12 protein-coding genes and 1 pseudogene are annotated in these 23,305 nt (G+C 60.0%); 7 read left to right on the forward strand and 6 right to left on the reverse strand.

Going from position 1 to position 23,305, the window contains the following annotated elements:
* Positions 1–359: pseudogene (locus KDL09_RS04295) on the reverse strand (phosphoribosylamine--glycine ligase); the annotation flags it as partial.
* A 92-nt stretch (positions 360–451) separates the two neighbouring features.
* Between KDL09_RS04295 and KDL09_RS04300 the strand changes: the two are divergent.
* On the forward strand, positions 452–1,999 hold the full coding sequence (locus tag KDL09_RS04300) for a DUF1549 domain-containing protein (protein ID WP_294381800.1): 1,548 nt from the start codon (positions 452–454) through the stop codon (positions 1,997–1,999).
* On the opposite strand, the gene KDL09_RS04305 is transcribed toward KDL09_RS04300, so the two are convergent.
* Positions 2,000–4,909 (reverse strand): M28 family peptidase, encoded by a 2,910-nt coding sequence (locus KDL09_RS04305; protein WP_294381802.1) that lies wholly within the window; start codon positions 4,907–4,909, stop codon positions 2,000–2,002.
* Positions 4,910–5,009: 100 nt separating this feature from the next.
* On the opposite strand from KDL09_RS04305, the gene KDL09_RS04310 reads away from it, so the two are divergent.
* From KDL09_RS04310 to KDL09_RS04320, 3 genes are all read left to right on the forward strand, one after another.
* Positions 5,010–8,639, forward strand: a complete 3,630-nt coding sequence (locus tag KDL09_RS04310; protein WP_294381805.1) for a PVC-type heme-binding CxxCH protein — start codon at positions 5,010–5,012, stop codon at positions 8,637–8,639.
* Positions 8,640–8,669: 30 nt separating this feature from the next.
* Positions 8,670–12,473 (forward strand): translocation/assembly module TamB domain-containing protein, encoded by a 3,804-nt coding sequence (locus tag KDL09_RS04315; RefSeq protein WP_294381807.1) that lies wholly within the window; start codon positions 8,670–8,672, stop codon positions 12,471–12,473.
* Between the two features lie 115 nt (positions 12,474–12,588).
* Complete coding sequence (locus tag KDL09_RS04320) at positions 12,589–14,535, forward strand: BamA/TamA family outer membrane protein (protein ID WP_294381809.1); 1,947 nt, start codon at positions 12,589–12,591, stop codon at positions 14,533–14,535.
* 1 nt (position 14,536) lies between these two features.
* Here KDL09_RS04320 and KDL09_RS04325 read toward each other — a convergent pair whose 3' ends face one another.
* Complete coding sequence (locus KDL09_RS04325) at positions 14,537–15,442, reverse strand: DMT family transporter (protein WP_294381812.1); 906 nt, start codon at positions 15,440–15,442, stop codon at positions 14,537–14,539.
* A 519-nt stretch (positions 15,443–15,961) separates the two neighbouring features.
* Here KDL09_RS04325 and KDL09_RS04330 point away from each other — a divergent pair.
* Both KDL09_RS04330 and KDL09_RS04335 read left to right on the forward strand, forming a co-directional pair.
* A complete protein-coding gene (locus tag KDL09_RS04330) occupies positions 15,962–16,957 on the forward strand; it encodes a UDP-glucuronic acid decarboxylase family protein (protein WP_294381819.1) in 996 nt (331 codons plus the stop codon).
* Positions 16,958–16,968: 11 nt separating this feature from the next.
* Positions 16,969–18,348, forward strand: a complete 1,380-nt coding sequence (locus KDL09_RS04335; protein WP_294381822.1) for a UDP-glucose 6-dehydrogenase — start codon at positions 16,969–16,971, stop codon at positions 18,346–18,348.
* A gap of 184 nt (positions 18,349–18,532) precedes the next feature.
* Here KDL09_RS04335 and KDL09_RS04340 read toward each other — a convergent pair whose 3' ends face one another.
* From KDL09_RS04340 to KDL09_RS04350, 3 genes are all read right to left on the reverse strand, one after another.
* Complete coding sequence (locus tag KDL09_RS04340) at positions 18,533–20,068, reverse strand: YifB family Mg chelatase-like AAA ATPase (protein WP_294381825.1); 1,536 nt, start codon at positions 20,066–20,068, stop codon at positions 18,533–18,535.
* A gap of 45 nt (positions 20,069–20,113) precedes the next feature.
* On the reverse strand, positions 20,114–21,373 hold the full coding sequence (locus tag KDL09_RS04345; protein WP_294381827.1) for a DEAD/DEAH box helicase: 1,260 nt from the start codon (positions 21,371–21,373) through the stop codon (positions 20,114–20,116).
* A gap of 432 nt (positions 21,374–21,805) precedes the next feature.
* Positions 21,806–22,288, reverse strand: coding sequence for a GNAT family N-acetyltransferase (locus KDL09_RS04350; RefSeq protein ID WP_294381830.1), 483 nt, complete (start codon positions 22,286–22,288; stop codon positions 21,806–21,808).
* A 286-nt stretch (positions 22,289–22,574) separates the two neighbouring features.
* Between KDL09_RS04350 and KDL09_RS04355 the strand changes: the two genes are divergently transcribed.
* Complete coding sequence (locus tag KDL09_RS04355) at positions 22,575–23,300, forward strand: L,D-transpeptidase family protein (RefSeq protein ID WP_294381832.1); 726 nt, start codon at positions 22,575–22,577, stop codon at positions 23,298–23,300.
* Positions 23,301–23,305 lie beyond the last annotated feature (5 nt).

Here is a 23,305-nt window from a genome sequence, read left to right on the forward strand (position 1 = left end):
AAATCCGCCGTCGGGATGCCGTGCCGCTTCAAAAACTTCTTCGCAAAGGTCTTCGACGCCTCAAGCTGCGCGATCTCCTTCCGCGGCCCCCAACACGGGATGCCTGCCTCGGCGCACATGTTGGAAAGACCGCGATCCTTCACCAGCCACGCCTCCTCGCCAGCCACGCAAAGGTCGATGCCGTTCTGCTTCATCCACTCGATCAATTCAGGAAGCCCGGCCACGTCAACCCGCGTCGCCAGAGCCGCAATCGCATCACTGCCCGGATACGCAAACAGTTCATGCTTCTGCGGCGACTCGCTCAGAGCCGTGATAAGTGCATGTTCGCGTCCGCCTTTGCCTGTAACGAGGATTTTCATGGGCCGGGATGCTTAGCGAGTCGATCCGCGAGCGCAAGCCTGCGCGACAGGCCCGGTTCTAAGAACTTGCAGCCCCGGACGTTGCATGCCGCATGAAATACTGCCTCCCGTTCTGTGCGCTTCTGATGGCATGCACACCCGAAAAGAGAGTGGCAGAGACGGTTTCGCCGCCTGCGGCAATGGATCCGATTCAGAAAGCCTCGGCACGCGTGGACGCGGCGCTCATCCACGATTACGAACTCGTCAAAGAACAGCGGGCGAAATGGAAAAACACTCCAGATCTTCCAAGTCTGCCAGGATTGGCGGATGACTCCACCTTCCTGCGCCGGGTCTGCATTGATATCGCTGGCAGGCTGCCGCGGCCGGACGAGGTGCGTGCGTTTTTGGCGAACACCTCATCTGACAAGCGGGCCAGACTTACGGACGCGCTCGTGCGCGAACCCGGCGCCGCTGAAGTTCGCTTTCGCATGCTAGCAGAGGCATTTCGCATCAAAGATGGCGATGAGAGCATCGACTGGCTGCGCCAGGCGGCGGCGGAAGACCGGCCCTACACCGAAATCATCACCCACATGATCGGTGGCGGTCACATGCGGCAACGGGATCAGGGAGACGCGCTGCGCACCAGCGTGGAGACTGCTTACACCGTGCTCGGCGAGGATTTGTACTGCGCCATGTGCCACGACCATCCTTTCAATGATCACACCGAACGCGAGTGCTATTCATTTGCCGCCTGTTTCGCCGGCAAGAACGAGATGCGGTTTCCCAGCGACTATCTCTACCGTGATGGAAAGCCGGGTGAAGTGGTTGCGCCAGCGTTGCTTCGCTTGTCTCGCCACTGGCACTACCTCACAGATCGCGAAGACCATCTCACCCAGGTGGCAAAGTGGATCGTGAATGATGAAGACAGCAGACGTTACGCTTTGGTGGCCGCGTTGCGCATCTGGAACAGCCTGTTCGGTATGCCGGGACAGATGGTGGACAAGACGATCGGTGGCGTGGACGACGCACCGCCCTGGCATGGCATTCATCGCAAGCCCGTTCTCAATCACATCAGCAATGACTGTTTCAGTGCTTCACCGCGCGGTGCTCCCACCTGGATCGACATGAATGTCAATTCGCCCGCGGATTTCTCGCAGGGAATAAAAGTGCTGATTGAGGAGTTTTTGCGCTGTGACAGCCGTCTGGGTGAATTCCAGCGCATGCTGGCACGCACCGACGCCTACAGGCGTTCCGGTTTCGACTACAACACGGACTGGAATGACTGCTACCTCGTCCCGGCCCCGCAAATCCGCCGCCTGCCTTCCGAAGTCATCTGGAGGGCGGTTTCAGGCGAGGTCGATGCCCAAATCCCACAAGTGCCTCCCGTTGGTCATCCTCTCCGCATGCTCGGCCGTGGCACACGCGAATGGACCGATGAAAGCCTGACGCCCATCTCACACGAACTCGTTCGATTCATGATGAATGACAAACTCGTCGAAACGGCCACGGCGCGGCGTGGCAGCGCCGATGACCTGTTTCTCGAACTTCTCGGCCGCGAAGCTTCGGAACGCGAGCGTGCTGCGATCTCCCATCACGCAGCATCGAGTCGAGACATCGCGTGGGCACTCCTGAACACGACCGAATTCATGTTCAGGCCGTGATCAATCCCGCGATCCTGGCGTGATCTTCATCTCCACATCCTTGCCCTCGCGTTGTACGGTGATGGTGGTCTCCTTGCCGATCTTCAGATCGCCCATGACGTAGGTGTAGTCATAGATGTTCGTGATGTCCTTGCCCGCGAGTTTGACGATGACGTCCCCGGCTTTGACGCCGGCTTTGGCGGCAGGGCCGATGGGGGAAACACCGCTCAGCTTTACGCCTTTGATGTCGCCCTGCGCGTAGTCGGGAATGGTGCCGAGGTAGGCGCGCAGACCGGTGCGGGCGCCCTGATTCTTCGGTGCCTCCATGGCGATGTAGTCGGGCGCGGGATCGGTGGTGGCGATACCGCGGGCGATGAGGCCCATGAGCTTCGCGATCTTCGCCGCGTGGTCGTAGTCGATCTTATCGGCGGTGTCGCTGGGCATATGGTAGTCGGCATGCGATCCAGTGAAGGCGTTCAGCGTCGGAATGCCCTTCAAATAAAACGCGGTGCTGTCGGTGGGCAGATGCGCGTCGTTTTGCGTGGTAATCGGCAGGCCGATGGGGGCGTTGCGTTTTTCGATCTCCTTCGCCCACAGCGAACTGCTACCGAGCCCCTGCAGCACGAGCGTCTTCTGAAAACGGCCGATCATGTCCATGTTCAGACAAGCGGCGAACATGCCAGTGAGCTTCGCGTTCGGATCACCTTTGATCATCTTGGCATAGACCTCGACGAAGTGATTGCTGCCGAGCAACCCGAGTTCCTCGCCGCTCCATGCGGCGAAGATGATGTCGCGTTTGAGCGTGATCTTGCCCTGCTTCTTCAAATCGGCCAGCCACTGGGCGATTTCGAGCACGCCAGAGGTTCCCGAGGCGTTGTCATCGGCGCCGTGATGGATCTTGTTCACCTCATCACCCTTCGCGCGTGAGTTCGACCCGCCGCTGCTGCCGAGATGATCGACATGCGCGCACACGATGAGCGGCGCGACGTGGGGGTCGGGCTTTTCGCCATAAGGCAGCACGCCGAGCACGTTGCGGCCCTTCTTCTTCTCCTGCTGGATGACGATGTTCGCGGCGAGCGTGAGTCCTTTGCAGTCAATGCCGCCCATGAGGTCACCGGTGTCGAGTTTGTCCTGAAGCTCCTTCAGAGTCTTGCCCGCGCTCGCGAGAATCTTGTCGCCGAGGGCATCGGTGATGCTGATGGCAGCAAGGCCGGAATTGGCCAGCGAGGCATCAAAGGTGAGCGGCGCAAGCTGCTGCACGACTTTGGAATTCGGCCCGCTGACGACGATCAAACCGCGCGCCCCTTTCTGCCGTGCCGTGAGCGCCTTGTAGCGCAGGCTGGAGTAACGGCTGAGCTCGTTGCGGCGCTCTTGCGTGACGCCTTCCGGCAGATAGCGCAACACGAGCACCCATTTGTCCTTCACATCGAGATGCGCATAGCTGCTGTAGGTTTCGATGGAGGCGGATTCCGGTGTTTCGATGCCGTATCCGGCGAAGACGATGTCGGCCGCTTTCACCTCGCCGTTTTGCGAGAAGGAGAGCGGCTTCCAGTCCACATCGACCTTCAAATCGGCGCCGCTGAGCTTCAAAGAGTTGCCCTCACCGAGCGCAACACCGGCAGTGAAGTCGAAGTTGTCGAAGTAGGTGTCGTCATCGCCCATCGGCGCGAGGCCGATCTTCTGAAACACGTCCGCGACATACTGTGTGGCGAGTTTTTCTCCCTCCGTGCCGGTCAGACGACCACCGAGCGCATCACTGGCGAGATAACCGATCTGCTGCTTCATGTCTTCGGGACGAATCTCCGCGGCCGTGGCGGCGAAATCGGGCTCCGCGATTTTCGGCTCCTGGCTGGCGGCCAGCGGATCCTTCTTGAGCCCCAGCGCGGCCAGCGCGTGATCGTGGTTCCAGTCGCCGATGTAAATCTGCGAGGCACCGCCCGCACCGCGGCCGCTGGTCCATGACAGTTTCTTGCCGTCCGGCGAGAAGACCGGCAGACCGTCGAATCCGTCGGTGTAAGTCACTCGCACCGGATCATGCTTCCCGGCGGCGTCCACGATGTAGAGCTCGAAGTTCGCGAAGCCGTTCAGGTTCGTCGTGAAGATCAAATACTCGCCGCTCGGATGGAAATACGGCGCCCAGCTCATCGCGCCGAGCTTCGTGATCGGCTTCTGATCGCTGCCGTCGGCGTTCATCGTCCACACCTCGGCCACATCGCCCTTCGGCGTGAAGCGACGCCAGCACATGCGCTTGCCATCGGCGCTGAAAAACGGCCCGCCGTCGTAGCCGGGCGCATCCGTGAGCCGCTTCACGTTCGAGCCATCCGCGTCGGCGGTGTAGATCTCCATGAAGTACTGCTTGTCGATCTTCAGCCGCTCCTCGTCCTCCTTGCTCAGTTTGGTTTCATAAGCCTGCCGGTTGGATGCAAAAACGATCTTCGTGCCGTCCGGCGAATAGTCGCCCTCCGCATCATAGCCTCGCGTGTGGGTGAGATTCTTGAGCGACTTGTCCACGAGCGAGTATTCGAAGATGTCGTAGTGCTCGTCGTAGTCCCACGAGTAGCGGCGCACCTTGGCGTTCTTGCGTTCCTCATACTCGGCCGCCTGCAGCTTTTTCGATTCAGGATCGGTATGGGTGCTCGCGAACAGCACGCGCTTGCCATCGGGATGAATCCACGCGCAGGTCGTCTTGCCCATGCCGGGCGAAATGCGCTCCTGATCGCCCGTTTCGAGGTCCATCAGGTAGATTTGATAAAACGGATTCCCCTCCTCGCGCTCCGACTGGAAGATCATCTTCGTGCCGTCCGCATTGAAGTAGCCCTCACCGGACCGTTTGCCTTCAAAGGTGAGCTGGCGGGCGTTCGTGACAAAGTCCGCCTCGGTCTGGGCAAAAACGGTGGCGGTGGACAGGACAAGGAAGGCGAGCAGGCGCATGGTTGGGAAAGAACATACGTCCGCCGGGGATGTTTGCAGAAACTTTGCGCATGCACACAGGCACGAACCGCGTTTTGATCCGCCCCGAACTTTTCCAACCATGCGCACGATCCCCCTGCTCACCTATTTTGCCCTCCTGATCTCCGCCGCCGCCGCTCCCGTATCCTTATTCGATGGCAAGACGCTCCAAGGCTGGGACGGCGAGAAAACGAAAGTCTGGCGGGTCGAAGACGGCGTGATCGTCGGCGGATCGTTGGAGGGGAACCCGCAAAACGAGTTCCTGACGGCAAAGAAGGTTTATCGGAACTTCATCCTGAAGCTCGAATACAAACTGGAGGGCACGGAGGGCTTCGTGAATGGCGGCGTGCAGTTCCGCAGCGTGCGCATTCCGCAGCCGCCGAATGAAATGAGCGGCTTCCAGGCCGACATCGGCGCGGGCTACTCGGGCTGCCTCTATGATGAGTCGCGCCGCAGGAAGATGCTCCAGCAGCCGGCCAAGGAGCTGATCGAGAAGATCGAGAAACCGGGTGAGTGGAACGAATACACGATCCGTGCCGAGGAACAGCGCATTCAGCTTTTCGTGAACGGCGTGCGAACGGTCGATTACACGGAACGCGAGCCTAACATCGATCTGAAGGGCCTCATCGCGCTGCAGATTCACGGTAAGTGCAAGGCGCAGATCTATTATCGCAACATCACCATCGAGGCGCTGCCGGATGCGCTGGTTCCCGAAGAAAAGGATGTGCTGAATCGCTTTGGCAATCCCGATGCTCCCGCTGGAAAACACGCACCGTTTCAGGAGGGAAAGTTCGCTGTGGCAGCGAATGAAGTGATCGTGATTGCAGGACAGGAGAATTTGGTGCGTGAGCAAAAGGTCGGCGACTTCGAGGCCGTGATGAGCACGGCCTTTGCAGCGAAGCAGCCGCGTTTCCGCTCGATGGCGTGGGAAGGTGACACGGTGTATGAGCAGTGGCGCGATTTGAACTTCGGCGACTGGAAAGCGCAGCTCGACGCCGCAGGCGCGGGCATCGTGATCGCGCAGTTTGGCCAGACGGAGTCTTTTGATGGTGTGAAACGCCTCGCGGAATTCAAATCGGCCTATCATCGGCTGCTCGACCAGTTCACCGCGCACACGCCTCGTCTCGTGCTCGTGTCACCGATGCCGTTTGAGAAGCCGGTTGCATCGCATGCGCCGGATCTGACGCAACGCAACGCGGATGTGAAGGCCTACGCCGAAGCCGTGAAGGAGGTTGCCAAACAGCGTGGCGCGATCTTTGTCGATCTGTTCACGCCTTTGTCGATTCCGGCCGCGAAGGCGCGCATCACCGACGACGGTCTGCATTTGAACGCGCTGGGACTGAAGGTGGTGGCCCGCGAGATCGCGCAGCAGCTCGGCGCATCATCGAGCGACGCGGATGATCTGACGGCATTGAAAGCGGCGATCGTGGAAAAAAACCGCCTGTGGTTCGACTGCTGGCGTCCGGCCAACTGGTCTTTCGTATATGGCGATCGCGTGACGCAGATGTTTGGCAAACCTGCGCAGGACGCGCCGTCGCTACGCGAGAGCATTGAAGCACGCAAGCCGATGGTGGCCAAACTGGACGCGCGCATTCATGCGCTGGCAAAAGGCGAAACGGTCAAAGATGAACCGAAGCCCGAATCACACATCGTGACTGAAACGGTGCTCACGCCGGAGCAGCAGATGGCGGCTTTTACCGTGGCAGAGGGCTACGAGATGAATCTTTTCGCCTCCGAAGCAGAGGGCGTGGCGAAGCCGACGCAGTTCTCATGGGACGAGCGCGGACGCCTGTATGTCGCCTGCTCGCCGACGTATCCGCAGACGATGCCGGGCATCAAGCCATCCGATTTCATTCTCGTGCTCGAAGACACGGACGGCGATGGCAAGGCCGACAAATCAACGCGCTTCGCCGAAGGACTTACGATGGTGCAGGGCGTCGAACCGGGTGCAGGCGGTGTTTACGTCTGCGACTTCGACCAGATCGTGCATTTGAAGGACATCGATGGAGACGGCAAGGCGGACGTGAAGACCGTGCTGTTCTCCGGTTTCGGCATCGGTGACACGCATCAGCTCGCGAACTCGATCTGCCACGGTCCCGATGGCGCGTTGTGGTTCTCGCAGGGTCTGCATGCGTTCTCACGCGTGGAAACGGCGTGGGGCCTTGCGCGGCTGGAGAAAGCCGGCGTGTGGAGGCTCGATCCGCGCACGCAGAAAATGGAAGGCTACTTCAACGGCGGCAAGGCGGGCCACAATTGCTGGGGCGTGGCCTTCGATGACTACAATCAGGTCTTCCACAAGAGCGGCGACCGTCCGGCGGGTTATTACAGCGTACCCGGACTCGTGGCGCTCGCTGATCCCGATGAGTATCATCCCATCGGCATGCTCTTCGACACGAATCCTAAGACGACGAGCATCGATTTTATCGGCACGAAGGCGTTGCCGGATGACATTCAGGGCTGCGCGTTGATCGGCGGTTACTTTGGCAGCGTGGTGGAGCTGCATCGCCTCGAAGACGAAGGTTCCGGCTTCAAAAGCACACAACTTCCGAAGCTCGTGAAGTCGAGCGACACGTCGTTTCGCCCCGTGGACGTGAGCATCGGTCCGGATGGCGCGATGTATCTCTGCGACTGGTTCAATCCGGTCATCGGCCACTATCAGGCCAGCTACGCCGATCCGCGCCGTGACCGCACGCACGGACGCATCTGGCGCATTACGGCGAAAGGCCGTGCTCCCGTCAAACAACCAAAGCTGACGGAGATGAAACCAGCGGAACTGCTCGAACAACTCAAGTCGCCGGAACGCTGGACGCGTTATCAGGCGAAGCGTTTGTTGTTCGACATGCCTGCGGAAGATGTTTTGAAGGCGGCAGAGACATTCATTTCCAAAAACGATGACGAACACCTACTGATGGAAGTTTGCGGCGTGTTTGAATCGCATGAAGCGACAAACGCAGCGTTGGTGAAGCGCCTGCTTGCCGCCAAAGACGCCCGCGTGCGTGCCTATGGCGCGCGTGCAGCCGCAAAACTGCCGAACGCACTCGCGCTGCTTTCCACCGCCGTACGCGACGAGCATCCTCGCGTGCGATTGGAGGCCATCGTGGCCTGCGCTCATGTGGCGAAGCCCGAGGCGGTTGAAGTCGCCGTGCAGGCGCTCGACAAACCTACGGACAAGTTCATCGACTACGCGCTCAAGCAGGTGGTGAAGAGCCTGAAGCCGCAATTTGTTCCCGCGTTGTCGAAACTCACCTTCGACGGCAACGCGAAGCACGCGGCTTATGTGAAGCAGATCGCCGCCGCCGCAGCGGTGGTCGAGCATCCAGGCAAGGTGGTCTATGATGCGCTCTGCCTGAACTGCCATCAGCCCGAGGGCAAAGGCCTGCCGGGGATTTATCCTTCCATCGCCGGCAGCGACTGGGCGGCCGGAAATCCGGAGCGCCTGATCAAAATGCTCACCCATGGCCTCAGCGGCCCGATTCGCGTCAATGGCGAAGAGTTTAAGCAGCTCGCACCGCTTCCCATGCCGCCGATGGGATTGAATGACGAGCAGGTGGCGGATGTCCTCAGCTACGTGCGGGCGAATTTTGACAACAAGGCCGCACCAGTAACGCCGGAGCAGGTGGAAACCGTGCGCGCCGCCAATACGGATCGCGCGACGTTCTGGACGGCGGAAGAATTGGAAAAGCAGGGCAAAAGGATTCACCCCCGACATTGAACTTGCTGCGATCTGCGGCATCGAATGGGTGTGCCTTCTGCTCCCCCAAAAAAGACCCGCCTTTGGTGGAAATGGATCAAGCGGCTGCTGCTGGCAGGCGCGGTGTTGCTGTTGCTGGCGGTCGTGTTCCATGCGCCGCTGCTGCGCTGGATTGTCAGCTACGGTGGGCCGAAGGGCGCGGAAATGGCAGGCATTCAGCTCAAGTGGAAGGTCGATGGCTCGGTTCTGGGCGATTTGAAGCTCAGCACCATCGAGGCGAGCGGATCCCTGGTGGATCATGCGACGATCGGGGAGTTTGCTGCGGACTACGATCTGAAAAAACTGATCGAGACCGGCGACGTGGACATCGTGAGGCACATTGCCTTGAAGAATGCGGATTTGGCGCTGGATCTGCGCAAGCTGCCCAAGACAGAGGTCACAGAACCTGAACCCGCCAAAACATCCACCGGCAAACCGCCGCCGCTGGTGTGGCCCAAGATGATCGACATCGAGAATGTGAACGCGGTCGTCACGCTAGCGGATGGCAGCAAGTTCACCGTGCGCGGACTGACGCTGCGCATCGGCGAGGGCATGCCGGGCGTTTTTGAACTCGCGGAGTTCAAGATGGAACCCGGCGATCTGCGCGTCGCCAATGTGAAGGCGGAGGTGAAGTGGGGCGAGCGCACGCTGACGATTGCGGGGCTCGATCTGCCGTATGGGGCGAAGTTGAAAACGCTTTCGCTCGATTTGACGAAGTTCAGCGAAGACGCAGTGAAGGTCGGACTCGAAGCGGCGATTGGCCAGGCGGTGGCCCGGGTGGATGCGAGCGCCAGCGGCCTGTTTGCACCACCGTTGAAGGCGGTTGCTGACGTGAAGGTGACGGAACTGAGCAGCGCCGATCTCACCGCCTTCAAGCTTCCTCCCGACGTGACTTTTGAGCACGTGAACGTGGATCTGCATGCCGAGGGACCGGATAAGCTGACGGTGAAAGGTTCGGTGAACGTTGCAAACGTCCGCGCGGCGGGAGCCATGCTCGACTCAGTCAACCTGCCTCTGCTCGTGCAAAACGGGAAAGCGGAGATCGCAGTGCTTAAAATCGTGCGCGGAACCAACACGGTGGAGGTCAAGGCGGATGCCGATCTGCCGCAGGATCTGGCGCAGTGGCAGAAGATCGCGTGGAAGACCCACGCGGACGTGATGATCCGTGATGTGACGCACCTCCTGGCGAAACCGCCGCCCGCCAAAGGCGTGGTTTCGCTTTCGCTGGATGCGCAAGGTCTAGGCGCAACGCCGACAAGCGCCAAAGGACAGATGGGAGGCGACGATCTGGGTTTTGAAAGCTACAAGCTGCCAAAACTCGGCGTGGAGTTCGCCATCAATGGCAAGGAGGCAACCTTGAACATTCCCGCGCTCGCCTTGGGAGATGGGAACACCATCACGGTGAATGCGTCGATGCAAATGGAGGACGCCATGCCCATCAAGGCCGCGTGGAAGGTGCAGATCGACGACCTGGCCGCGCTCATGCAAACGGCGGGCCTTCCACCGCTCGAAAAGCCAGTGTCAGCGCGGATTGCGACAACGGGCAAGGCGGCCTTTGAGGCGAATGACGTCATGAATCTCGATGCGAACATGGATCTGACCGTTCAAGACGGGAAGCTGGGCGACGCACCACTGCCGGCCGTGTCACTCCAGGCGACAGTGGGCAAAGGCGAAGCCAGTCTGACCGCCTGCCGCATCGTGGTGGACGAGCAGAACCGCATTGAACTGACAGGCCGGGCGAAACTGGCCGCCCCCTGGAATTTCACCGCGAACGGAGACATCGCACTGCCACAGCTCACGAGCTTGAACGCTTTGCTGAAGGCCTTGAAAGCGCCCGCGATTGAGTCGGGAAGCGTTGCGATGAAGCTGGATGTGAAAGGCGACGCGAGTCCGTGGCGCGGAGAAGGCCGCGTGGAGATGAACGCAGCGAACGTGAAGGTCGCCGGAATGCCCGAAGCGGCGAACGTGGATTTGAAGACGACGTTTGCCGGAACCACGGTGCAGATCGAAACGATGCAGGCGATGCTGGGACCGTGGAAGCTGCTCACCAAGGGAACGGTCACGGACAAGGAGGCGAATTTGAGCGAGTTGAGCCTGTGGCAGAAGGACCGGCAGTTGATGAGCGGCCATGCGCATGCGCCGTTCGACATCATGAAGACGGATGTCCAAAACGGACAGCCATTGGACGTGGTTTTGAATGCCAAGGAGCTGCCGATTCACGAAATCGCGGCTGCAGCGGGTGTGAAGGATGTTCCGCCCGGAATCTTTAGCACCGATGTGAAGATCGGCGGCCGGCTCGATTCGGCGAATGTGTCGGTGAAGGTGGGTGTGAAAGACCTCAAGACTCCCGGGCTGCCAAAGTCGTTTCAACCGGCCACGGTGGATGTGTTGACGACGTTGAAGGCAAATCAGCTCACCGTTGATGCCAAGGTGGTGCAGTCACCGTTGCAACCGCTGACCTTGAAGGCGGAAGCGCCGGTGGTCGTGACCGATTTGATGAAGCAGCCGGACCTCGCGATGAACTTGCCGTTGAAGGCGACGGTGGATCTGCCGGAGAGCGATTTGAATTTCGTGCGTGAGTTCGCACCCGAGGTGGTGAAGTCGGTTCCGGCGAAGATGCGCCTGCACGCGACCGTGGGCGGCACGGTGAAGGCGCCGCTGATCGATTCGGCACTGTATCTGAACGCGGCGGAGATCGGCTTCGTGAGCGCGGACATGCCGAGCGTGCGCGATGTGCGGGTGAAAATACGCACGCATGACCGCAAGGCCACCATCGAGGACATCTCGGCGGTTTTGGCGGGTGGAAAGGTCCGCCTGGGCGGCATGATCGACGCGGCAAACGTACAGGATCCGCGGTTCGATTTGAAAGTGGACGCACGTGAGGCGTTGGTGATGCGAAACCCGACTTCGAGCGTGCGGGCAAACGCGGACATCGCCTGCGTGGGCAGTTTGAAAGCCGCACGCGTGAGCGGCCTCGTCGAAGTGGTGCGCGGCCGCATTTTTCAGGAAGTGAATCTTCTGCCGAATGTTACCGGCATGATTCAGCAGGGCGAAAAACTGCCACCACCACCGCCTTCGACCTCCAAGGTCGATCAGAAACTGGCGCTGCCACCGATGCTCAAAGACTGGACCTTTGATCTGAAGGTGAAGACACATGACCCCGTGGTCATCGCGGGCAATCTGGTGAACGGGGCGATCTCCGCCGATATCGCGCTCGGGGGCACGGGCACGGCGCCGAGGCTCACGGGATTTGCCAACGTGGACCGCATGGTCTTGAAGCTGCCATTCAGCCTTTTGAAGATCACGAAGGGCGTGGTGACAATGAATCCCGACAAGCCGTTTACGCCCAAGCTTGATGTGCGCGGTGAGTCGCGTGTGGGAAGCAATGACATCACGCTGTACGTTTACGGCGACACCTCGAATCCGAAGACACGCTTCACCAGCACGCCGCCGCTGTCGGAGGCGGACATCGTCACGCTGCTCGGCACCGGGATGACGCTGGGTGGTGACAATGCGCAGATGGCCAGCGAGGCGATGTCACGTGCGGCTTTCCTCTACATTTCGGAAACGTACCGGAAGCTGTTCCACAAGAAGAAAACGGTGAGCGATGAGCCGCCGAAACTGCACACAACCTTCAACCCATCCGGCGCGGATCGTTCGAGTGACAGCATGCAGGCGATGTATGAGATCACGCCGAAGGTGCGCTTCATCGCGCGCTTCACGCAGACCGGACGGATGAAAGGATTGCTGGGCTACGTCCTGCGATTTGGCAAGGCCGCGAGAGCGATGGATGAGGAGGGCGGCAATGATGAATAATCAAACCATGGCGACAAGCGGTAAGCGGTTGCGATGCATCCGGACGATCCTGTTGTGCTTGTTCATTGTTTCGGGAAGCGCCGTGGCGCATGAGGTGAGTTTTGGACAAACCACCGTGTGCGTAGACGGCGTTGACGACGCTCAGTGGGAGGATTTGAAGACGATGCTGATGGATCAGCTCACGCTGAATGGCGGCGGTCCTGCGGGTGCACCGCTGGCGGACGACCTGGCCTTCTTCACGCGCCAGCATTTCATTCGCGAGGGATGGCCAGACGCAGAGGCAACTTGGAAATTGGAACCGGGCGGCATGCGTCTGACTGTGACACCTGGAAAGGCCGTCCGCGTGGGCACGGTGACCCTGAAGGGCGAGATGCCGCTGCCGGAAGCGGAACTGAAGAAATATTTGATGAAGCCGACGCTGGAGCGGGAGGATGTGGACAAGAAACTGCCTCAATGGGTGGAGGCGGACATGCAGCAGGGCGCGGGTCTGGTGCAGCGCCGCCTGCGTGCGGAAGGATATCTGAATGCGGAGACGCTGCTGCTGCCGGCTCCCAGCACCGGACCGGACATGCGACGCGATTTGACCCTGGAGATCAAACCGGGGCCGAAGTTTGTGTTTGGCAACGCGACCATCGTGGGATCACCGCCGGAGCTTTCGAAGCTGACCCAGGAGCAGATGACCGAAGCCGAAGGAACCCCCTTCAATGAAGCGCGGGTGCAGCAGATCCAGCAGCGCCTGGAATCGATCTGCTCAGAACACGGCTGGTTGCACGCGACGACGACGGCCGACTACACGCTGGGACAAAACGGAGGCACGGTTGATGTGGTGTTTCGCATCGCGCCAGGTGAGCGCGTGCGAATCTCGCGAGTGACAACGCACCCTGGATTCAGCCGAGGCGCGACACGCGTGCTGCTGGCGAAGTTCAAGCCGCTCACGGGCCAGATTTACGAAGCGGAAGAAGCCGACTTTTTCTTCAAACGCGCCCTCGACACTGGAATGTTCAACCTGCTCGACACGAAAGTGCTGCCAGAAAACGGCAACCTGGCCGTGGGCAATCTGCGCATCACGGGTGAAGAGGCTAAGCCGGTCACGCTGGGCTTTGAGCTGGGTTTTGACACCTTTCTCGGCGGCCAGGCCGGTGTGACTTACAAGAACACCAACTGGCGCGACACGGGCAACACTTTGGCGGCGGAGCTGAGCTACAGCATGGCGGGTCCGGTGGGTTTTGTGAGTCTCATGAATCCGGCGGTGTTCGACTCCCAGCATTCGGCCACACTGAGGCTCGCCTTGGAACAGTTCAACCGGTTCGAATACAACCGCATCGGCACGGCGCTGAGTCTCGACGTGGCACGACGTGTGGATCAGGCCTTCAGCTACTCGATGTTCGTCGGCGCATCGGCGAACACGGTGAGTTCCACAAAACTCACGGTGAAACAAACGGGTCCCACGGATTACTCGCTGATGAGCCTTGGCGGAAACCTGATGTATGACCGGCGGGACAGCGCGGTGCTGCCGAAGAAAGGCTGGTATCTTTCGGGCCGCCTCGAAAGTGCAACGGACATCCTTGGATCGGGAGTGAGTTTCATCCGCACGGATTTGCGTGGCGCGTGGTATCGTCCCATCACGAAAAAGTTCCGCTTCGCCACCGGTGCCGAGCTGTCAACGATCCAAGGCGCGAGCGCGGAGAAGATCCCGATCGACAGCCGTGTGTTCAATGGAGGCCCGTTCAGCGTACGCTCCTTCGGTCAGCGCAAGCTCGGTCCCGTGACACCGGGCGGCACGCCGCTCGGAGGAACGTCGGCCTTGTTTGCGAGCGCCGAGTTTTCGTATGAGATCATGCCGAATTTCGAGTTTGCCGTCTTTGGCGACATCGGCAGTCTGTCGCAGGCAAACAACTCTTCGCCATTGTCCTATTCATCCGACTTCCGCGAAGCCATCGGCGCCGGCCTGCGCTATCACCTGCCCTTCGGACCGATCCGCATCGACTACGGCCACAACCCCAACCGCCGCACGGGCGAAAGCAGCGGCTTTCTGCATGTGACGGTGGGGTTTGCTTTCTGAGTCACGCTGTTCGGACCTTCTTGCTGAAACCGCCCACGACGGTGTGATAGCTGCCCCAGAGCACAAGCACGCCGCCAACGGCCTGCGCGGCTGTGAAGGGCTCGGCAAACAGCAGAATGCTGGAAAGCGAAATGACCACAGGAACCGTCATCTGAAACGCACCGCCCGCCGCAACAGACAGAAAGCGGAAGCCTTCGGTCATCGCGAGCTGACCGAAGCTGGCACACAACGCCGCCGCGGTGAGCAGCACCACGTCCATCACGTTCAATGACGTGAAATGCGACGCCGCCAGCGGTACGGAAAGCAGCAACGCGTAGATGCATTGCGATGAGAAGATCGTGGCACTCGTCTCCGTGCGTGTGAGCTGGCGGATCACCACCACCACGGCCGCCGCGAGAACCGCACCGGTGAGCGCGATCAATTCATGATGTCCGAACTGCGCGATCGTGCCCGGTGCCAACCCCGTAAGCAAACTGAGCCCCGTCAGGGCCAGCACGATGCCGAAGAGCTTCACCAAACCGAGTCTCTCATGCAACACGAAGGCCGCCATGATCGCGGCAAAGATCGTCCACGTGTTGCCGATGAGCGTGGCCTTTCCCGCGCCCAGCGGTCCGATGGTCGTGTAATAAGCCGCCGTGCCCAGTGCGCCAAACACACCGCGAGATGCCAGCAGCCAGCTCTGAAACGAACGGCGCAGTTTCAGACTTCCCGCCGGTGCGAACAGAACGATCGTCATGATCAGCCCGACCGCACCGCGAAAGCTCATCGACATCCAGGGATCAATGTGACGATGCGAGGCGAGGTCCTTCAGCAGCAGGGCATTGCCGGAAAAACAGGTGAGCGAAATCAGCATCGCCAGCGCGCCGCGCCGGGGATGATGCAGGAGTTCGGAGGAGGGAGTGCTCATGGAGGTGCCGGTCTGAGGGCTACCTTGGGCATCATGTCTGATTGATTATCTTTTGATGATGGTCGCGCGTCGCGCAGGTTCCTCAAACCGTGGAGTTAGGCATGCCAAATGGCTCGCACCGCTACAACAGCGGCACGGACAGCAATTCGGCTGGCAGGTTTGAGGTTCATCAGACGCGCGGAGAGTGGCGCTGATCACGTGAAGTGCAATCAGCTTTTCAAGACCACCTCAAGTCTTCCTGGTCGGCAAGCCTTCGGGCACGATGGGCAGGCAGGCGGGTTCTGTAATGTCTGCGACCATGCGGTCACACCGGCTCCGCGGTTCATCACTGCAGGCTGAGTGAACACTTGATCACTTCGGAACCCACAGAACGCGGACGACGACTCAACCGATGGCAGCACCTTGTCCGCATCTGAAAAGACTGGACGACTGCATCAAATATAAAACAAATTAGCCATGGTCTGGATGGACAAAAGCACCGAAGAAGCCGTGAATTCACGTACACAGTCATCACAAGCAATGAAAAAGCGCATACTCATCACCGGCGGGGCGGGATTCCTCGGCTCACACCTCTGCGAGCAACTGCTCAATCAGGGCAACGAGGTCATCTGCCTGGACAACCTCTTCACGGGTCGCAAACAGAACATCGCCCACCTGATGAGCCAGCCAAACTTCGAGTTCATCAGGCACGACATCACAGAACCGATCACCGTCGAAGTCGACCAGATTTACAATCTCGCCTGCCCGGCCTCGCCTCCCCATTATCAATACAACGCCATCAAGACGATCAAGACTTCCGTCATGGGCGCCATCAATGTTCTGGGACTTGCCCGACGCGTTCACGCGCGCGTCTTCCAGGCGTCCACATCGGAAATCTACGGTGACCCCGAGGTTCATCCTCAGCCCGAAAGCTACTGGGGCCACGTGAACACCATCGGCGTCCGCTCCTGCTATGACGAGGGCAAGCGTGTCGCTGAAACCCTGTTCTTTGACTACCATCGTCAGAACGGCGTGGACATCCGAGTCGTGCGCATCTTTAACACCTACGGACCGCGCATGCTCCCAGACGACGGCCGCGTCGTCTCCAACTTCATCGTCCAGGCCCTTCGTGGCGAAGACCTCACGATCTACGGCGATGGAAGCCAGACCCGAAGTTTCTGCTATGTCGACGACCTGATCAACGGCTTCATGAAATTCATGGAGACGGACGACTTCACCGGCCCCGTCAATCTCGGCAATCCTGGCGAGTTCACCATGCTGGAACTCGCCGAACTGGTTCTGAAAAAAACCGGCGGCAAGTCCAAGATCACTTTCCGCCCCCTTCCTCCAGACGATCCACGTCAGCGTCAACCGGACATCACACTGGCCAAAAACCGTCTCGGCTGGGAGCCCAAGGTGCCTTTGTCCGAAGGACTCGATCACACGATTGCATATTTCTCCCAACTGCTCAAAAGTCCGGCCGCGCATCAACCTAGGACGATGAAAAAGCCCGTGCGCCCCCAGACTCTTAACTGATTTTTCCCAACATGAGAATTTGCTGCATCGGCGCCGGCTATGTCGGCGGACCCACCATGGCGATGATCGCCGCCAAGTGCCCGCACATCCGTGTCGACGTCGTTGACCTCAATGCCGAACGCATCGCGGCATGGAATTCCGACCACCTTCCTGTCTATGAACCGGGCCTCGACGGTCTGGTGCGTCAGGCGCGCGGGCGGAACCTGTTCTTCTCCACCGCCGTTAAAGAATGCATCCACGACGCGGAAATCATCTTCGTCAGTGTGAACACGCCGACGAAAACGTTCGGTGTCGGCGCGCACAAGGCTGCGGACCTGCGTTACGTCGAATCGGTGGCACGCACCATCGCTGAAGTGGCTGAATCACCGAAAATCATCGTCGAAAAGAGTACCATCCCCGTGCGCACGGCCGAGACCATCCAGACCATTCTTGCCTCAAGCGAGAAGGGCTTGAAGCATCAGGTGCTCTCGAATCCCGAATTCCTCGCCGAAGGCACCGCAGTCGCCGATCTCAGCAACCCTGACCGCATCCTCATCGGTGGTGAACAAACCGAAGGCGGACTGGCCGCATTGGAGAAGCTGGTTAGTGTCTATGCCAACTGGGTTCCCCGTGAGCGCATCCTCACGACGAATCTGTGGTCCTCCGAGCTTTCCAAACTCGTTGCCAATGCCTTCCTGGCCCAGCGTATTTCCTCCATCAACAGCATCTCCGCCCTCTGCGAAAAAACCGGTGCGGACGTCGATGAAGTCGCACGTGCCATCGGCTCGGATTCACGCATCGGACCGAAGTTCCTCAAGGCCTCGGTGGGTTTCGGCGGTTCCTGCTTCCAAAAAGACGTGCTCAACCTCGTCTATCTCTGCGGACACTTCGGCCTGCCTGAAGTCGCCGCCTACTGGGACCAGGTCATTGTCATGAACGACTGGCAGAAGCACCGCTTCGCCGAGCGTGTCCTGCGCACGTTGTTCAACACCGTCACCGGCAAACGAATCGCCGTGCTTGGTTTCGCCTTCAAGAAGGACACCAACGACACCCGCGAGTCCGCCGCCATTTACGTGTGCCGAGATCTGCTCGAAGAACGCGCCTCCATCTCGATCTACGACCCCAAAGTCACCACCGCACAGATTTGCAAGGATCTCGCCATCGAACCTAGCAATCCGAACGTGGAGTTTGCCGACAGCGCCGCGCAGGCCGCCAAGGACGCGCATGCGCTGCTCGTGCTCACCGAGTGGGATGAGTTCCGCAAACTCGACTTTGAGGCAATCTATCAGTCCATGGTGAAACCCGCCTGGATCTTTGACGGTCGCAGTCTGCTGGATCACGCGAAGCTCCGTGAAATCGGCTTCAAGGTGTACAGCATCGGCAAGCCGTTGCCTCAAGAGGTTAAGGCCTAAGCCGGGGCGAAGTTTGTGCTTTTCTTGGCTGGGAAGTGTATTCACGACACATGTCGCCTGGTCTTCTCGCGCCTCGCGCCAAGTGCTCCGTTTGCAAAGGAGGCTGCCCCGAAAGTGGCAACGCATTTACCGCCTCGACACTGCAGAGCCGACCGGCACCATTGACCGATTTATCACTTCCTGATCACATCCACATTTTCCGATCCAACGTGCGATAGCCAATTGCCTCGAGAACATGGTCAGCGGTGATCCTGTCGCAGGCGCCGAGATCAGCCAGGGTGCGGGCGACCTTGAGGATGCGGTCATGGGCGCGGGCGCTGAAGTTCATCTCGCCCATGGCATGTTCGAGGCAGCCGGCGGCTTCTGCGTCGAGCTCACAATGTTTTTTGATGAGGCGCGGCGTCATGCTGCTGTTGGTGTGAACGCCCGGGTGTGCCGCGAAGCGCTCCTGCTGCATGAGGCGAGCGGTTTCAACGCGTTTGCGGACGGGCTCAGAAGCCTCGCCGCCGCTCTGTGAGGCGAGGGCCTTGTAATCCACCAGCGGGACCTCCACATGAAGATCGATGCGATCAAGAAGCGGACCGCTGATGCGCTGACGGTAACGCTGGATGACCGGCGGGCCACAGCGGCACTCGCGTTTGAGATCACCGTAGTAACCGCAGGGGCAGGGATTCATCGCTGCAACGAGCATGAACTGCGCGGGAAACGTGACGGTTCCCGCAGCGCGTGAGATGGTGACCTTGCCGTCCTCCAGCGGCTGGCGCAGGACCTCGAGCGTACTGCGGCGGAATTCAGGAAGCTCATCGAGAAAGAGCACTCCATTGTGCGCCAGCGAGACCTCGCCCGGACCGGGATTGGTGCCGCCTCCGAGCAGTCCAGCATCGCTGATCGTGTGATGCGGCGCACGGAACGGACGCGTGGCGACGAAGGCGCTGTGCTCGCCGAGCAGTCCGGCGGCGCTGTGAATCTTGGTCGTTTCGATGGCCTCCTCCTCGCTCATGCCGGGCATGATGGTGGCGATGCGCTTGGCGATCATCGATTTGCCGGTGCCGGGCGGGCCGATCATAAGAATGTTGTGACCGCCGGCGACCGCGACCTCGATGGCGCGCTTCGCATCGCCCTGCCCTTTCACGTCGCTGAAGTCGATGTCGTAGTTCGAGGCGGCGGCGAAGAACTCGGTGGCGCGGCAGGGTTCTGGCAGGATCTCAACATCGCTCTTCAGGTAATCGACGGCCTCGCGCAGATTGGCGACGCCGATGATGTCGATCCCGGCAACGACACTGGCCTCCGCCGCCGCACGTTTGGGAACGAGCAGACGTTTGCGACCACGGGCGCGCGCTTCGAGCGCGATGGCGAGCAGACCGCGCACGGGACGAAGTTCGCCGTTGAGGGCGAGTTCGCCGATCATGGCGGTTTCGCTGAGGACGGGAATGGGAATGCGCGAGCGATGGGCGATCAGCGAGATGGCGATGGGAAGATCAAAGCCCGGGCCCTCCTTTTTCAAATCAGCAGGAGCGAGGTTCACCGTGGTAACGCCATCGTTCATGATGAAACCGCTGCTGTTGATCGCGGCCGTCACACGCTCACGACTTTCCTTCACCGAAGCGTCCGGCAGACCCACGATGAGCATGCGCGGATTGCCGCCGCCATCATGGGACTCGACTTCCACCTCGACGGCGTTTACGCCGACGAGCGTGGCTGAATAAGTGCGGGCTACCATGGTGGAAAATGGTGGTGGGCACAGCCACGAGGACCAGCAGGCCGTTTACCGGCGCTTTTTCTTTTTGCGACCGGTCAGGATTGCACGGGCGCGGTCTTCGTCGTCGAGGGCGGTGGTGTACTTGTAGTTGAAGCCTTCGAGCTTCCGGCGCTCAATCTTCTGACTGATGAGCCGCTCGATGGAGGCGACGTTCATGAGCTCGTCCGCGGCGAACAGCGTGAAGGCATCCCCTTCCTTCTGCGCGCGGCCGGTGCGGCCGATGCGGTGGACGTAGTCCTCGGAATGCTCCGGCACCATGTAGTTGATGACGTGCGTGACACCGCTGACATCCAGACCGCGGGCGGCGAGATCGGTGGCGACGATGATTTCGTACTCGCCATTGCGGAAGCCCTGCAGGGCACGCTCGCGATCTCGCTGACCAATGTCGGAGTGCATGACCGCCACTTTGTATTCATTGAGCTGGTTGAGGGCGGAGTAGATCTGGTCGGCCTGCACCTTCGTGCGGGTGAAAATCATGACGCTCTCGAAATGGGTCTGCTTCAGGATGGCGAGCAGGAGCTCCATGCGCTGATCGCTGGCAACCGGGTACATGTAATGGCTGACCGTCTCGGCGGCGGAGAAGCGGATGCCCACTTCGACGCTTTCAGGATCCTTGAGCGCGAAGTCGGCGAGGCTCTTGATCTGCGGCGGCATGGTGGCCGAGAAGAACAGCGTCTGACGTTCAGGCGGCGTCTTTTCAACGATGCGCCGGACGTCGGGCAGGAACCCCATGTCGAGCATGCGATCCACTTCGTCGAGAATCAGAACTTCCACATCGCGCAGGTCGGCAACGCCTTCCTGCATGAAGTCGAGCAGACGCCCCGGGGTGGCCACCACGATATCGACGCCCTGCTGCAGGCCTTTGCGCTGCTTCTCATAACCGACACCACCGTGGACCAGCAGGACGCGGAGGCCGGTGTGCTTGCCGTATTTTTCAAACTGCTCGACGACCTGTGCGGCGAGTTCGCGCACGGGTTCGAGGACGAGTACGCGGAATTTGCCGGGGGCTCCCATTCTTGTGAGCGTGGGCAGCGCGAACGCGGCGGTTTTACCGGTGCCTGTCTGCGAGGCACCGACGACGTCCTTGCCGGTGAGAATGATCGGGATGGACTTCTCCTGAATGGTCGTAGGCTTTTCGTAGCCGGTCTCACGAACCGCGGCCAGCACGGCAGGCGAGAGGCCAAGAACTTCAAATGCCGCCGGATAGGGACCCTCTGGAACAGGCGGAGGCGGCGGAGGCGGCACCGGGGCGTGATTTTCACGCACGGGCTTGTCTTCGCGAGGCCCACGAGGTGGGCGTTTGTCATCGCCCCGCCCACGACCACGCGGCGGACCACGGCGACCATCACGCTCCGGACGCTCACCACGTTCACGGGGCGGGCGCCCCTCTCCACGCGGTGCATGCTCACGCGGTTTTTCGTCATGCGGACGTTTGTGCGCATGGATCGTGGCAGGGTGGTGGTTATCCTTCGAGTGGTCTTTTGAATGATCTTTGGCATGCCCCTTGGACGGCTCTTTCTTCTTTCCTCCACCAATGACACGTTTGATCCCGGCTTTCAGGCGACTGAGCAGGGAGGCTTTTTTCGGGGGATGTTCGGAGCGGCGGGGGGTGGTCACAGTCGTTTCAGGAGGTAGGAGGCGCGGTCTATCGGCCAGTTTGGCAGACAATGCAAACCCACAGACGCCCAACGGGCAGAGTCAAAGCTTCATCGCGTAATGCACCTGGCGGGCCACTTCCTCGAAACCGCAGCTCGGGTAAAGGTGCTGCCCGATGGCATTGGAGGCCATCGTCTCGATCTGAGCGAGCTTCATACCCTCTTCGCGCATGTAGGTGAGCGCATGCTGGATCAGACGCCGTCCGAGGCCGAGGCCACGGGCGCTCTCCACCACGGCGATGTTGGGGATGCGTCCCCGCTCGTTCACGCGGTCGAGACGCGTGGTGATGTAGCCGAGAAGTTCCTCCCCGCGTTCCGCGACAAAACAGCCCTCCGAACCCAGGGCGACATCATCGTCGATGTGGCTCGCCTTGCGGACCTTCCAGTCGCGGTCATTCCAAAGGCCAAATTTATGCTCCAGCATCTGCTCCAGAGCGACGCTGCCGAAAGACTCCACGGTAATCCGCCGCAACTGTGAAAGGTCCTTGTCTTGGTACGGGCGGATGATGAGAGGAGGTTCGTCCATGCGGTTTATGGGTGAAAAGCAGGAGGAGATGGCAGGCAGCCCGGTTGGGCAAGTATCAATCGTCCGAGTGGCACGAGTCTTGCGAAATACGTGTCTGGCTGCTGACGTTCATAACAATAATAATTCAGAGTTGCGAACCTCTTAGATTGTATCATTCTTCTGACCAATGCCGTTTTTTAACCGGACTTCTAAAAACTCCCGTTTAGCTGTCTGCCTAGCCAAGGCATCCGCTGGTGTGCTGCTGGCAGGAGTTTTAAGCCAATGCACCTCCACTCCCAAGGGGGATGTGGTGGTCAGCGTCAAGGATCAAAAGCTTGGGATATACAGCACGGAAGGCAAGCTGACCAAGCAATACGTCATTTCCACCTCCAAGTTTGGTCTTGGCGACCAAAAGGGCAGCAACCGGACTCCCTTAGGCAAGCACGAGATCATCGCCAAAATCGGCCAGGGACTTCCCGCTGGAGCCGTCTTGAAGAGTCGCCGCTGGAATGGTGAGGTTCTCAAACCAAACGCCCCGGGTCGCGATCCCATCGTTTCGCGCATCCTCTGGCTGCGTGGCATGGAGACCAGCAACAAAAACGCCTTCAACCGCTACATTTACATCCACGGAACCCCCGAAGAGAACCGCCTCGGCTCCCCCGCCAGCTACGGCTGTGTACGCATGGGAATGAAGGACGTGGTCGATCTCTTCAATTCGGTCAACATTGGTGCCAAGGTGGTCATCACCAAGGATCATCTCCCACCGAGCGAACCTGACAAGCCTGCGGCAAAGACTGACAGCGAGACAGGAACCCCGGCTTCCGCCGCTCCCGGAGCGGACACAGCCCAGCCCATCGAAATCGCGAGGCTCGTGCCGACTGAAGGCGAGAAGAAGAGGGCGGAAGAAAACGCGGTCAAAGCAAGACGAGGCCTGTTTGACCGAGCCCCCAAGGAAGAGTCGGCAGCAACCACACAGCCGGCAGCAGATGCCGAAGTGGCTGGGCAGACTTCCATGAAGTCGAAAAAGGCCTGAGCAGG

Source organism: Prosthecobacter sp. (assembly GCF_020439865.1).
Classification (GTDB): Bacteria; Verrucomicrobiota; Verrucomicrobiia; order Verrucomicrobiales; family Verrucomicrobiaceae; genus Prosthecobacter.